Source organism: Loktanella salsilacus, from assembly GCF_900114485.1.
GTDB classification, from domain to species: Bacteria; Pseudomonadota; Alphaproteobacteria; order Rhodobacterales; family Rhodobacteraceae; genus Loktanella; species Loktanella salsilacus.
Genome location: NZ_FOTF01000028.1, coordinates 1 through 12460, shown reverse-complemented (window position 1 = coordinate 12460; position 12460 = coordinate 1). Strand labels below are relative to the sequence as shown.

At 55.3% G+C, this 12460-nt stretch carries 12 protein-coding genes, 1 tRNA gene and 1 rRNA gene; 10 read left to right on the top strand and 4 right to left on the bottom strand.

Annotation, left to right across the window (positions count from 1 at the left end):
* Nucleotides 1-31: 31 nt before the first annotated feature.
* The 10 genes from BM131_RS17185 (at nucleotide 32) to BM131_RS20555 (ending at nucleotide 9782) form a co-directional block, all read left to right on the top strand.
* Nucleotides 32-1342 (top strand): M24 family metallopeptidase, encoded by a 1311-nt coding sequence (locus BM131_RS17185; RefSeq protein ID WP_090191437.1) that lies wholly within the window; start codon nucleotides 32-34, stop codon nucleotides 1340-1342.
* Nucleotide 1343: 1 nt separating this feature from the next.
* Nucleotides 1344-2108, top strand: a complete 765-nt coding sequence (locus tag BM131_RS17180) for an SDR family oxidoreductase (RefSeq protein ID WP_090191436.1) — start codon at nucleotides 1344-1346, stop codon at nucleotides 2106-2108.
* A gap of 22 nt (nucleotides 2109-2130) precedes the next feature.
* Nucleotides 2131-2862 carry an SDR family oxidoreductase gene (locus BM131_RS17175; protein ID WP_372804514.1) on the top strand — a complete coding sequence of 244 codons (732 nt, stop codon included), beginning with the start codon at nucleotides 2131-2133 and terminating at the stop codon, nucleotides 2860-2862.
* Nucleotides 2862-4007 (top strand): alpha-hydroxy acid oxidase, encoded by a 1146-nt coding sequence (locus tag BM131_RS17170; RefSeq protein ID WP_245754289.1) that lies wholly within the window; start codon nucleotides 2862-2864, stop codon nucleotides 4005-4007. The genes BM131_RS17175 and BM131_RS17170 overlap by 1 nt, the downstream gene beginning before the upstream one ends.
* Nucleotides 4008-4568: 561 nt before the next feature.
* Nucleotides 4569-5729 carry a tyrosine-type recombinase/integrase gene (locus BM131_RS17165; RefSeq protein ID WP_090191431.1) on the top strand — a complete coding sequence of 387 codons (1161 nt, stop codon included), beginning with the start codon at nucleotides 4569-4571 and terminating at the stop codon, nucleotides 5727-5729.
* Nucleotides 5722-6543, top strand: coding sequence for a hypothetical protein (locus tag BM131_RS17160; protein ID WP_090191429.1), 822 nt, complete (start codon nucleotides 5722-5724; stop codon nucleotides 6541-6543). Before BM131_RS17165 ends, BM131_RS17160 begins: the two co-directional genes overlap by 8 nt.
* A gap of 153 nt (nucleotides 6544-6696) precedes the next feature.
* Entirely contained in the window at nucleotides 6697-7014 is a 318-nt protein-coding gene (locus BM131_RS17155; protein ID WP_090191428.1) for a hypothetical protein, read from the top strand.
* A 208-nt stretch (nucleotides 7015-7222) separates the two neighbouring features.
* Nucleotides 7223-7426, top strand: a complete 204-nt coding sequence (locus BM131_RS17150) for a helix-turn-helix domain-containing protein (protein ID WP_090191427.1) — start codon at nucleotides 7223-7225, stop codon at nucleotides 7424-7426.
* On the top strand, nucleotides 7423-7734 hold the full coding sequence (locus BM131_RS17145) for a hypothetical protein (protein WP_217646884.1): 312 nt from the start codon (nucleotides 7423-7425) through the stop codon (nucleotides 7732-7734). Before BM131_RS17150 ends, BM131_RS17145 begins: the two co-directional genes overlap by 4 nt.
* Nucleotides 7731-9782: a hypothetical protein gene (locus BM131_RS20555; RefSeq protein ID WP_090191425.1), complete on the top strand. Its 2052-nt coding sequence runs from the start codon at nucleotides 7731-7733 to the stop codon at nucleotides 9780-9782. Before BM131_RS17145 ends, BM131_RS20555 begins: the two co-directional genes overlap by 4 nt.
* A gap of 401 nt (nucleotides 9783-10183) precedes the next feature.
* On the opposite strand, the gene BM131_RS20035 is transcribed toward BM131_RS20555, so the two are convergent.
* From BM131_RS20035 to rrf, 4 genes are all read right to left on the bottom strand, one after another.
* The gene (locus BM131_RS20035) at nucleotides 10184-10519 is read right to left on the bottom strand and encodes a hypothetical protein (RefSeq protein WP_139222682.1); all 336 of its coding nucleotides are present in this window, start codon (nucleotides 10517-10519) and stop codon (nucleotides 10184-10186) included.
* The gene (locus tag BM131_RS20030; protein ID WP_139222681.1) at nucleotides 10512-11246 is read right to left on the bottom strand and encodes a hypothetical protein; all 735 of its coding nucleotides are present in this window, start codon (nucleotides 11244-11246) and stop codon (nucleotides 10512-10514) included. Before BM131_RS20030 ends, BM131_RS20035 begins: the two co-directional genes overlap by 8 nt.
* An 867-nt stretch (nucleotides 11247-12113) precedes the next feature.
* Nucleotides 12114-12190 (bottom strand) — tRNA-Met (locus tag BM131_RS17130).
* 84 nt (nucleotides 12191-12274) lie between these two features.
* Nucleotides 12275-12389 (bottom strand): 5S ribosomal RNA (gene rrf / locus BM131_RS17125).
* Between the last annotated feature and the right edge of the window lie 71 nt (nucleotides 12390-12460).

Genomic DNA, 12460 nt, shown 5'->3' with positions numbered 1-12460 from the left:
AAAGGGGCCCTGCGCCTCGAAGGAGACTTCCATGTCAGAACGTCCGGGCAATGCCCTCATGCCGAACCTGCTTACCCCAATGGATCTTCAACCCAACTGGGAATGGCGCGACAAACTGCCAGCGCATGGCCACATGTCCGTGGATTTCGAACGCCGTATCGACCACGACCGCCTGCGTCGCTACCGCCTTGCGCGGACCCGCCAGTCCCTACAAAATTCAGAGGCGGGCACACTGCTGTTGTTTGATGTGAACAACATCCGTTACGTTTCGGCCACCAAAATCGGCGAATGGGAACGCGACAAGATGTGCCGTTTCTGCCTGCTGACAGGTGACGACAGCCCTTATGTTTGGGATTTCGGCTCCGCGGCAGAGCACCACAAGCGCCACTCCGACTGGCTGGAGCCGAGCCATTGCCTTGCCGGTGTCGTCGGCATGCGCGGCACCATCCCGCCGGAATTCGGCCTGATGCAGAAGTATGCCAAGCAGATCGCCGGATTGATCCGCGATGCCGGTATGGGCGATATGCCCGTTGGTGTGGATTATGCTGAAACCGCAATGTTCCACGCGCTGCAACAAGAAGGCCTCAACGTGGTCGATGGCCAACAGATCATGCTGGCAGCGCGCGAGATCAAGAATACAGACGAAATCCAGCTTTTGACGCAAGCGGCAGCGATGGTCGATGGCGTCTATCACATGATCTATGAAGAGCTGAAGCCGGGCATCCGCGAAAACGACATTGTCGCGCTGTCCAACAAGCTGCTTTACGAGATGGGATCAGACGACGTCGAGGCGGTCAACGCCATCTCCGGCGAACGCTGCAACCCGCACCCACACAACTTTACCGACCGCCTAATCCGACCCGGCGATCAGGCTTTCTTTGACATCCTGCAATCCTATCAAGGGTATCGGACGTGTTACTACCGAACGTTCAACGTCGGCCGCGCGACACCGTCGCAAACTGACGCCTACACCAAGGCACGCGAATGGATCGATGCCTCTATCGCGATGATCAAACCGGGCGTTTCCACCGACAAGGTGGCAGCGGTTTGGCCAACAGCTCAGGAACTTGGCTTTGCGAATGAAGATCAAGCCTTTGGTCTACAATTCGGTCATGGCCTTGGTCTGGCGCTACATGAGCGGCCCATCATCAGCCGTGCTGTGTCGATGGATCACCCCATGGAAATCAAGACCGGCATGGTCTTCGCCTTGGAAACCTACTGCCCCGCAACCGACGGCTATTCCGCCGCAAGGATCGAGGAAGAGGTCGTGGTGACAGAAAATGGTTGCGAGGTCATCAGCCTCTTCCCTGCCGAAGAGCTGCCGATTGCGAACCGGTACTGATATGGGCAACCCGTTTGACCTGACCGGCCGCAAAGCACTGGTCACCGGCGGGGCAACTGGCATCGGCGAGGGCATTGCCCTCGGCCTTGCCGCCGCCGGGGCCGATGTGGCGCTGACCTATCGCAGCCACCAACCCGACGACACCCTCGCCAAAATTAGGGCGTTGGGCGTCAAAGGTTTCGCCGTGCAGGCAGATTTCAACGGCATGGATCAGGCTGCAGCCAAAGACGTCGTCGACTTTGCCAGCAATGCCTTAGACGGCTTTGATATTCTGGTTAACAACGCCGGGATCATCCATCGCGAAGACAGCACGGAGATGCCGCTGGAAGATTGGCGGCGCGTGCTGTCGGTCAACCTCGATTCCGTTTGGTTGCTATCGCAGGCGGCGGGCAAACTGATGGTGGCGCAAGGGTCAGGCAAAATTATCATCGTGTCCTCTGTGCTTGCGTCGCAAGGCGGCCTGCGCGTGCCGGCCTATGTCAGCAGCAAACATGCGGTCGTCGGCCTAACCAAGGCCCTGTGCAACGAATGGGCGCCATACGGTGTCAACGTCAACAGCATCGCACCCGGCTATACCGCCACAGACAACACTCAGGCGCTGCGCGACGATTCCGACCGATCTAAAGCGCTGTTGGAACGCATTCCGGCGGGCCGCTTTGCCGATCCGTCCGAGATCGCAGGCGCTGCGGTTTTTCTGGCGTCTGACGCCGCCAATTATTGCCACGGCAGCGTCGTCACCGTCGATGGCGGCTGGCTCGCCCGTTAGGAGGAACTCTATGGGACACTCAATGAAAGGCAAAACTGCACTGATTACCGCTGCGGGTGCAGGCATCGGCCGTGCCAGCGCGCAAGCGCTCGCGGCGCGCGGCGTGCAGGTAATCGCCACTGATCTGGATGGCTCTTTGGTTGCTGAACTGGCTGATACGTCACCTAACATCATAGGCATGCAACTGGACGTGCTGGATGCCGCGGCGGTGGAAGCCCTTGTCGCATCTGTCGCACCCGTGGACATTCTGTTGAACTGCGCAGGCTGGGTGCATGACGGCACAATTCTTGATTGTGACGACGCCGTCTGGGACCGTGCGTTTAACCTGAATGCCAAGGCCATGTATCGCATCACCAAAGCGGTGCTGCCAGGGATGCTGGACAAGGGCGCGGGGTCGATCATCAATATCGCCTCTATCGTGTCCAGTGAAAAAGGCGCGCCACGCCGCTTTGCCTATGGTGCCTCAAAGGCGGCGATCATCGGCATGACCAAGGCGATTGCCGCTGACTTCGTCAAAGACGGCATCCGCTGCAACGCCATCTGTCCCGGCACCGTGCAAAGCCCGTCGCTGAACGACCGGCTTGCCGCCACCGGTGACTTTGACAAGGCCCTTGCCGCCTTCAAGGAACGCCAACCCATGGGCCGCCTAGGCCAACCCGAAGAAATCGCCGAGATGGTGTGTTATCTGGCCGGAGACATGGCAGCTTTCACCACAGGGCAAGCCTTTGCTGTCGATGGCGGGTGGTCGATCTGATGGGACTAGATCGCGCCGCCTCTATCAACGATCTGCGACTGCGTGCCAAACGCCGAATTCCGCGTTTCGCCTTTGATCTGGTCGATGGCGGTGCGGAAAACGAACGCAATATGCGTCGCAATAGTGAGGCGTTTGAAGAGGTCGAACTGACCCCGCGCTATATGGTGGATGTGTCCAAGATCGACACAACCGCAACTGTCTTTGGCCAAACCTACGATGCGCCTTTCGGCATGGCCCCGATCGGTATGCTCAACGCCTTTTGGCCCGGAGCCGATCTGACGCTCGCGCGGCTGTGCAAGGCGCAGAACATCCCCTATGTGGCAAGTTCGGCTTCTTCGACCACGTTAGAGGCATTGGCCGAAGCCGCCGACGGCAACGGCTGGTTCCAGCTCTATGTCTCAAGCGATGCGGCAGTGACAGAAGGCCTGATCGCTCGGGCAGAAGCTGCGGGCTACACCACCTTAATGGTTACGGCGGATGTGCCCGCCGCAGGCAAGCGCGACCGCGATATCCGCAACCAGCTTGCCGTGCCGTTCCGCTTTACGCCCGACGTCATCCTGCAATGCGCGATGAACCCGCGGTGGGCGCTGAGGAGCCTGAAATATGGCGCACCGAACGTCGCCAACTACGCAAACCTGCTACAAGGCGCGACCTCTTATGCAGAGGTGCAAAAAACCCTGATCACGCCAGGGTTCACGTGGGATGACCTCAAACGATTGCGAGCTCGCTGGAAGGGTCGCCTCCTGGTCAAAGGCATTTTGCACGCGCAAGACGCCGTGACCTGCGCCGAATTGGGCTGCGATGGAATTGTTGTGTCCAATCACGGCGGGCGTCAGGTGGATTTTGGCCCACCCACGATTGAGGCCCTCCCCGCTATCGCAGATGCAGTAGCGGGGCGCATGACCGTCATCGTCGATAGCGGCATCCGGCGCGGCGCTGATATGTTGCGCGCCAAGGCGCTTGGCGCAGACTTTGCATTCGCAGGCCGCGCGTTTGCCTACGGCGTCGGCGCGGGTGGTGACGCTGGCGCACAAAAGGCATTCGAGATCCTACATCTGGAACTGGTCCGCGCCTTAGGGCAGCTTGGCGTTTCAACCTTTGATGATGTAGGCCCGACACATCTGAGCAAATATCGGAACAAGTAACAGGCTGTCGTGGTTCATGCCAAAATCGAACAAATGGCATCACAAATTATCGCTCGCGCTCAAAGCGAATGTCCACTTTCCGCTCTCCACCACGGAAGACGCGGCAGCATCGTCTGGGCTTTTACGCCCGCAGCTTTGTCCGCTGAGCGATCGCTCGCGCAGAGCGCAGCGATGGTGCGCAATCGGGCTTTTCGAAGAGACTCGCAGATCAGTGTTAGCGGGTGGATCCGGCTATCCTGCCAGCGTGTATGGTTCGCCATAGCTGCGCATTGACGCTGGGTGCTTCCACACCAGCCACACGAACGCAAAATTCCACCCGAAGGTGGCTGTTATGTCTTTGTAATTAGTCCAAATATTTTGGTTGCGGGAGTAGGATTTGAACCTACGACCTTCAGGTTATGAGTCTAACGGCCCGTTGTTTGCGCTGCATTGCTGAACATCCTTTAACCTATCTAAAACAGCCGCTTAAGCCCATATCTGCTTTACTCAAGACAACTGCTGATTGTCCGTATTTGCGCTCTAGTGTAGCACCAGTGTAGCACCGCATCTAAGGACAGACATATGGCAAGCTTTGAGATCAACTTCACCAAGGCGGCCCTATCGGCGGCCAAGGCAGCTGAAAAGGGCAAGCGGGATTACTATTACGACGGCAAGGAAAAGGGCCTGGTGCTGGCGGTTACGGCGGCAGGCAGCAAAACCTTCTATCTATACAAGCGGATCGACGGACGCCCCGAACGGCTGTTGCTAGGCAAGTTCCCTGACCTGACAGTAGAGAACGCCCGCAAGCTTGCAGCAAGTGCCAAGGGCGAGATCGCGATGGGCGAGAACCCGCAAAAGGCCAAGCGGGCGATCCGTGACGAAATGACCTTTGAAGCGCTGTTCACCGAATACCTGGAAAAGCACTCAAAGGTGCATAAGCGCTCCTGGGCCTATGACGAGCGGGAGGTGAACAAGTTCCTGCGGCATTGGTTCAAGCGCAGAATATCGAGCATCGAAAAGCCGGAGGTGGAGCGGCTTCACGCCAAGGTGGGCAAAGACAGCGGTATCTATCAAGCCAACCGGCTTTTGGAGCTTATTCGCTCAATCTTTAACAAGGCGGCGGATTGGGGCTGGCAGGGCGCGAACCCGGCGACAGGGATTAAGAAGTTCCGCGAACAAAGCCGAGATCGGTTTTTGCAGCCTGACGAATTGCCCCGCTTCTTTGCGGCCATGGCGAATGAGCCCAATGAGGCCGCGCGGGATTTCTTTATGATCTCGCTTTTGGCCGGGGCGCGTAAATCCAACACGCTTGCGATGCGGTGGGAAGAGATCAACTTCCACGCAGCAACCTGGCGGATTGCGCTCACGAAGAATAGCGACCCGCAAATCGTACATCTGTCGCCGCAGGCCATGACGATCCTGCAAGAGCGCAAGCTGCACTCGCTCGGCCCTTGGGTCTTTCCAGGCAACGGCGCAAAGGGCCACCTGGCAGACCCTAAGAAGGCTTGGGCGCGAATTCTGAAAGAAGCAGGTATTGCCGATCTGCGCATTCACGACCTACGCCGCACCCTAGGCAGCTGGCAGGCCGCCACCGGGGCGAACAGCTACATCATTGGCAAAACCTTAGGCCACCGCAGCCAGCAATCCACGGCAGTCTATGCCCGCCTGAACCTTGATCCTGTGCGAGAGTCTGTCAACAAGGCCACCGATGCGATGTTTAGCTATACGGGGCACAATGAGTAAAACTTCAGACCACGAAAGCAATGCCACAGCGCCGCTGTGGTACTTGCTGTATCGAGGCGATGCACCCCGAGGGGGGTACAGCACAGCATTGGGTGGCGAGATCACTGCTAAGCTTGCGAGTTTTTGTAGTGAGCCTACCGATGAGAAAAGGCTTGAGGCAGGGCTTGCGACTGCAATCGACACCTTTCTCAGTGCTAAATATGATGAAGAGTTCCACCAGTCAGAAAAAGCAGAAAATGCTGCCTTGGGGAAGGTAGCGCGGTCTGCGCAGGAACTGCACCTCGCCCTGCTGGATTTATATGAATTTGGCCGAGCTAGCGACAAGCTCGAAATTGAAATTCAGAAATTTGATAGCCTCTCAGAGGGATCATCCCCCAAAGTGTTGTCGAGCCTGTTAGGAGAAAAACCTCACACGTTGGCAATGCTCCAAAACCTCGCCACTGACATCGCCGTGGCAGCAGAAGATGCGATAAATCGCAAGCCCAAACACGACCCCGATCACGCTGCCCTATGGGGTCCCGATTATGCGGATGAATTGGCTCAAGAGACAGAAAGCTGGCGGAAGCGCAGCGCAACGCACAAGCTAAGATCCAACCATGCTGTCTTGGCTTTTTTAGAGGCTTTCAAACCAGTTTGGGAAGAACACTCAGAGCACCCATTCACTGAAGGAATGTATTTTACCGAAGCCAGATCAACGGCGTCTCATGCTGTTGATGCCGTGCATATGGTCCTCAAGAAACTTGATCCTGCACTACCCCGCAGCGCTATTGTGAGTGGAATTAAGAACCTTAGGGCCCAAAAACTGGGTGCGTAATTATTGGCTCAGACTTCATAAAACGGCATGCAATGCGAAGATCAAAATTAATATCAGAAATATCACTCAAGCAGGGCAGCCTAATAGAGATTCTTCATCCAAATAAATTTTAGACTCTCTTCAGGTTCAGCTTCAAAAAAGCAAAGGCATCCAATGAAAAATGACAATAAGAAGCCAGATTCCCATGTCGCCTATGGCGCAGCCATAGAAGGCATATCAGCGGTGGCCGGAAGTGTTTCAATAGTTGGTCGCTATTGGTGGAATCTTCAGATGAACCTCCTACAAAAGATCGGAGTAATGCCAATTTTTAAATCTTACGGCTGGCTTTTCCTGATAGTCGGATTTCTTCTGCTGGCCTTTGTGCTTCCGCTTGGAATTGCATTTATTATAAGCGCGTGGAGCGCGGGCCAGATGGACCCGAAGGCAGAGGATGATTATATCGTTCCCTTGCGGCCTAGTGAACCGTCTTAGTCCTCTTCTTGCAAAAATCTGTACTGAACCAAGAACTTTCTACCTGCGTCGTCCACGTAGCAAATTTTGATGAAAACCCGTCCATCTGTTGATCACAGATTCCGGGAGCGTTCAGCTCCCGTAATCCGCGATCAGCTTTGATTGAGAGATACGGGCTAAGCTGTGACCCTTTGAGCATGGATGAAACATGCTCAAAGGAGCCCACAACATGACGACTACAATCCAAAAACCGAACCTCCTGACGCCGCAAGACGTGGCAGAACGGCTTGGCGTGTCCACGACAACGCTTGCGACCTGGCGCTGCACCAAACGCTACGCGCTGACCTACATCAAGGTCGGACGCCTTGTGCGGTATCGCCTGGCAGACCTGGAAGCCTTTGAAGCGTCCCGCGAACATGAGGTGGGGCTATGAGCGCTCAAACCAAATGGCGCAGCGTGTCTTTCGTTGTGGTCAATATGGCCTGCCTGAACCGCTTCCCTGACCTCTTGGTAGCCTGGCTGCCCGATGGGCGACGCTGCGGCCAAGAATGGGTGGCCCGTAATCCGACCAGGGCAGACCGCCGCGCCGGATCGTTCAAGGTGAATACTGTTACGGGACGCTGGGCAGACTTTGCCACAGGTGACGCAGGCGGCGATCCTGTGAGCCTTTACGCCTACATAAACGGGCTGACGCAAACCGACGCGGCTCGCACTTTGGGCAACGAATGGGGGCTGAAATGATGCGCGACAATCTCAAGGCATTGCGCCACCCGAAAGCAGGCGCACCGACAACGCAGCACTTTTACTGTGACGCCCAGGGCAACACCGTTTTGATCGCCAACCGCTTTGAGCGGGGCGGCGGTGATAAGTTCTTTATCCCCTATGACGTGACCGCCGAAACCTGGACTGCTCTGGACAGCCGCCCACTGTATCGCCTTCCCGAACTCCAGGCCGCAAACCTAGATCGCCCGATCATCGTGACCGAAGGCGAGAAATGCGCCGATGCTTTGGTGACACTTGGCTTTATTGCGACGACGACCTTTGGCGGATCGAACGCGGCTCGCAAAACCGACCTTGCGCCCCTTACAGGGCGGCGCGTTATCGTATGGCCTGACCACGACGAGCCAGGGCAGGAATACGCCGCGCAAATCGCTGATACCTTACATAGGGAATTTAACACCCCCGCGAAGGTCATCCCGATCTCTGACGCGCTCCTATGTAAGGTAATGGTACAGAATGCAGCCAATCCGGCAGCGCAGCCTATTACGTTACATAAGGGATGGGACGCCGCTGACGCCATCGCAGGCGGCTGGGGTGTGACTGAGATCAATCGGCTTATCGTCCTTACGTTAGATGATGGCCCGCCACCGCCTGAAGCTGACGACGCCAGCGTTGACGTCCCACTCTTTGAGGACGCCGACCTGTGGCACAGTCCGGACAAGATGCCCTTCGCTACGATCCGGCGCGGCGATCACTTTGAAACCTTTGCCTTGGGCAGTGGCGGCTTCAAACGGCTGCTGGCGTATGAGTACTTTCAAGCCAAGGGCAAGACGCCCGCCGCTGCCAAGCTGGACGACCTGTCGCGGCAGTACATCGGCCAGGCCTTGTTTGAAGGCGAGACTCATCCGGTATTCTTTCGGATGGGACAAACCGATGAGGGCTTTGCCCTGGACCTGGGCGGGGCTGATTGGTCGGTTATCGACATTGACGCGGAAGGCTGGCGCGAGAGGCCGATGGGCAGCCCGCGTTTCCGCCGCTCTCCTAGCATGGCGGCCCTGCCCCGCCCTGCCCGCCAGGGGGCCGACCTGGAATGTTTGCGGCCCTTCGTGAACGTCCGCAACGATGATGACTTTAAGCTGATCGTTGGCTGGCTCCTGGGCGCACTGCGACCTGAAGGCCCCTACCCGCTTTTAATACTGACGGGAGAGCAAGGCAGCGCCAAAAGCACGACGGCCAAAGTCCTGCGCCGCCTGATTGATCCGGCGGAGCTCGACAGCCGCAGCTTCCCTGGTGATGAGAGGGACTTGATGATCGCGGCACAGAATGGGCATGTGCTGGCCTTTGACAACCTATCGCGGATCAAGCCCGCGATGGCTGACGCGCTGTGTCGCCTGGCAACCGGTGGCGGCTTTGCCACCCGTAAGCTGCACAGCGACGCCGACGAGGTGCTGTTCAAGGCGACACGGCCAATCATCTTGAACGGTATTCCTGAACTGGCAGAGCGGCCCGACCTGGCGGACCGGGCCATCAGTCTCAATCTTCCCGTGATTTCTGAAACCCGCCGGGAATATGAGGCTGACTTCTGGAAGCGCTTTGAAGCGGCGCGCCCTGCAATTCTGGGCACATTACTAAATGCCATATCAGGGGCGATGGCCGCCCTGCCCTCTGTGCGACTCACAGAGCGCCCCAGGATGGCCGACTTCGCAAAATGGGTCACTGCTGCCGAACAAACCTTAGGGTGGCCTCAGGGGAGCTTTCTGAGCGCCTACAGCGCGAACCGCACAGAGGCAGAGGAAGCGGCGCTGGAATGCAACGCGGTTGCCAGTGCGATCTTGACGATGATCCAGGCACAGCGCCATTGGGAAGGCACAACTGCCGATCTCATTACATACCTACGTAAGCGCTACCCGGCGATCACTGAAGGCAGCGACGCTTTCCCGCGCCAGCCCGCAGCCTTTGGCACCGAACTTCGCCGCATCGCTCCCCTGCTCCGGTCGCGGGGCGTGATCGTTACGCACACCCGCACCGGGAAGGACCGACGTCGCGTTATCGAAGTGACACTGACCTAAATCGCTGTCCGCCCTGTCCGCCCCTGTCCGCCATCATAATCAACAGGGCTTGGCGGCGGACAGCGGCGGACAGGGCGGACGGCAGAATAGCTGCAGAAAAACTAACACTGGGGAACCACCTACATTTTCCATCCAGCATGCACGCCGATACCTCGAGAAAAACCAAAATAAAAAATAACGATAAAATTTACGCCAAAAGCAGTGCACTAAAGTTCATGTGAACAACGACAAAAAACGTATTTGAATTGACGAAAAAACCACCCGTCTTGCCTTCAGGACCCTACCGTATTCTGGCAAACACTAGTAGGAAACTGAAGACGGATAAAATTCATAACAACCGATTTATCCTTGTCTGCAATCCGCAAAAATTTAAGCAATATTAAATTTTGAGAAAACCCATTTCAAATGCCATGCGCTTTGACATCATTTTCCTTAATGCTTCTAAACAAGCGTTGCCGCGAAACCTTTTCACCAACACCTGCTAATTTAGGTGCCGAAGTCGATGCTGAATCATCAATGTCAGACTTTACCGGCACCGCTTTGTCCGGAGGAAGATTAGACAGGAGAAACGTTAGCAACCCACGTGCCTCCTCAGTTGGAATAACACACCTTTGAGCTACGACGAACTCAGCTTCCTTTGTATCTGAACGAAGCCATTCACCCAATGCAAAATAGAATAAAGAGCCTTCTGCGCGTATATCAATAGCTCCGTTGATGAGCCGAGAACCGTCAACCACGGTCAGCCTCCAATAGAAGGGTCTTGGGCCGACGCTTACTAGCCTCATCCATTACTTTGAAAGTTCCAGATGTAAACTTTGGCATACCCTCGATACCTTTTCTGAAGGCACGCAACTCATCAGTCGCCTTGGCCTCGATCAACTTAACTCGGCGAGACGGGTCGGTTCCCTCGAATGAAAAATAACACAATGGCTGCCCGCGCTTTATAGTAATAGGGCGGGCAATATCATGCCATTCGAATGCCCAGTTTAGAATTCGAGGCCAATTTGTAATTGGAAAGCGACCCGCGATAATCGTTCCCGGCCAATCGTTGAAAACTGAGTCTAAATACGGCGGCGTTTGGGTCAAATAGCACATCTCATCACAGATAAAGACGTAAGGAAGCAAGACCTGCAAGACAGGTCTATCAGGCGAACGCCAGAGATTTTGCGGCATGAATGAAAGATAACGAGTTAATAAGTCGGCGTCGGCACGCGTATTCTCTGACTCAACATATAAGTCAAAATCTTCTCCAACCTTCGTAACGGAAAGAGAGAAACTGAAAGGGGCAGCTACTACGAATAGACGCTGCTCCAGATCATTTACTGCTGGGCATGCCTGAACTGCACGTTCTGAGGCAGCCTTATCTCGCGTTCGAAACAAGGAACTTGGCTCAGAAAACGCAAAGTCACCGAAAGGGGCATCCACTATCCAGCCAACCTTCAATGGCTCGGCGTGAGTTTTCACATTCAATTCCCGTAAGCTGTATTTCCATACTGCGTGGCCGAGTAACCGTCACTTCCGTACAAAGTATTTCCATACTGCGTAGCCGAGTAACCATCGCTCCCATACACAGTATTTCCATACGCAGTAGAAGAAAAACCGTCGCTTCCGTAGGCAGTGTTGCCATAAGTAGTCGATGAATAACCATCACTACCGTAGACAGTGTTTCCGTACTGCGTAGCACTGAATCCGTCGCTGCAATATACTGTATTGCCATATGACGTACACGACTCTGCGCTCACCGGCCCAACCATGCCCCCGACAACACATGTTGTAGCAGCAGCACGAGCAAGAAATTTCCGAGACATTAGGCTCACCTTTCTAGATTTTCATCATTAATAATACAACCTTAGGTTTGGAAGAGGAATGACAAGCTGTCAACCTAGGAATTAGCACGGCATAGTTAGACCTCACGAGTACGGGCCCTCATCCCAATCGCTATACCTTGATGACAACCTAGGGCACCTCATCTTAAAGGTAGCAGTGCCAACGGAAGTCAGCACTTATTTCAACTGAAAATCTACCAACTATGGATACATGTACGGTGCAATACACCCACCTCAAAGCACATAATAACTGTGAGCCTTTCAGACCAAGCTTCATTCCGTTTGATACTCCGGCCCAAACAACCACGCAGGCCAACGACGATTAACCAGCCTCTGTCCGACAGAACGATCTCAATTTCTTTTGGATAGAGAGCATTATAGCTCCCCAGCGGCCACCGTCTCCGAGCACCCGAAAAACGTAGCACCAGCGTAGCACCACCCGAAATGCCAACGCAGAAAGCCGCCCGAAGGTGGCGTGTAACGCGTTGTAATTGTTAATAATATTTGGTTGCGGGAGTAGGATTTGAACCTACGACCTTCAGGTTATGAGCCTGACGAGCTACCGGGCTGCTCCATCCCGCGCCATTATTGGACGTTATTTTTGTCCATATGTCGCTGTATTTGTTTGTTTTATATCGTTGAGAGATACGTGTCTGTGTTTATTAGGTGTGGCAATGACTTACTCTCCCACGTCTTAAGACGCAGTACCATCAGCGCGGTGGCACTTAACTGCCGAGTTCGGGATGGGATCGGGTGTTTTGCTCACGCTATGATCACCACACCAAAAAAACACAGACCGCGGGGGATTTTATCCCCCGCGTTTTCACATCAGCGGCCTGCGTTTTCACGCAA

What these genes read in the sequence shown, in the direction of transcription:
- BM131_RS20555 (WP_090191425.1), top strand. Translation starts at nt 7,731, where the DNA reads ATGATGCGCGACAATCTCAAGGCATTGCGCCACCCGAAAGCAGGCGCA.
- BM131_RS17170 (WP_245754289.1), top strand. Translation starts at nt 2,862, where the DNA reads ATGGGACTAGATCGCGCCGCCTCTATCAACGATCTGCGACTGCGTGCC.
- BM131_RS17180 (WP_090191436.1), top strand. Translation starts at nt 1,344, where the DNA reads ATGGGCAACCCGTTTGACCTGACCGGCCGCAAAGCACTGGTCACCGGC.
- BM131_RS17185 (WP_090191437.1), top strand. Translation starts at nt 32, where the DNA reads ATGTCAGAACGTCCGGGCAATGCCCTCATGCCGAACCTGCTTACCCCA.
- BM131_RS17165 (WP_090191431.1), top strand. Translation starts at nt 4,569, where the DNA reads ATGGCAAGCTTTGAGATCAACTTCACCAAGGCGGCCCTATCGGCGGCC.
- BM131_RS17155 (WP_090191428.1), top strand. Translation starts at nt 6,697, where the DNA reads ATGAAAAATGACAATAAGAAGCCAGATTCCCATGTCGCCTATGGCGCA.
- BM131_RS17150 (WP_090191427.1), top strand. Translation starts at nt 7,223, where the DNA reads ATGACGACTACAATCCAAAAACCGAACCTCCTGACGCCGCAAGACGTG.
- BM131_RS17145 (WP_217646884.1), top strand. Translation starts at nt 7,423, where the DNA reads ATGAGCGCTCAAACCAAATGGCGCAGCGTGTCTTTCGTTGTGGTCAAT.
- BM131_RS17160 (WP_090191429.1), top strand. Translation starts at nt 5,722, where the DNA reads ATGAGTAAAACTTCAGACCACGAAAGCAATGCCACAGCGCCGCTGTGG.
- BM131_RS17175 (WP_372804514.1), top strand. Translation starts at nt 2,131, where the DNA reads ATGAAAGGCAAAACTGCACTGATTACCGCTGCGGGTGCAGGCATCGGC.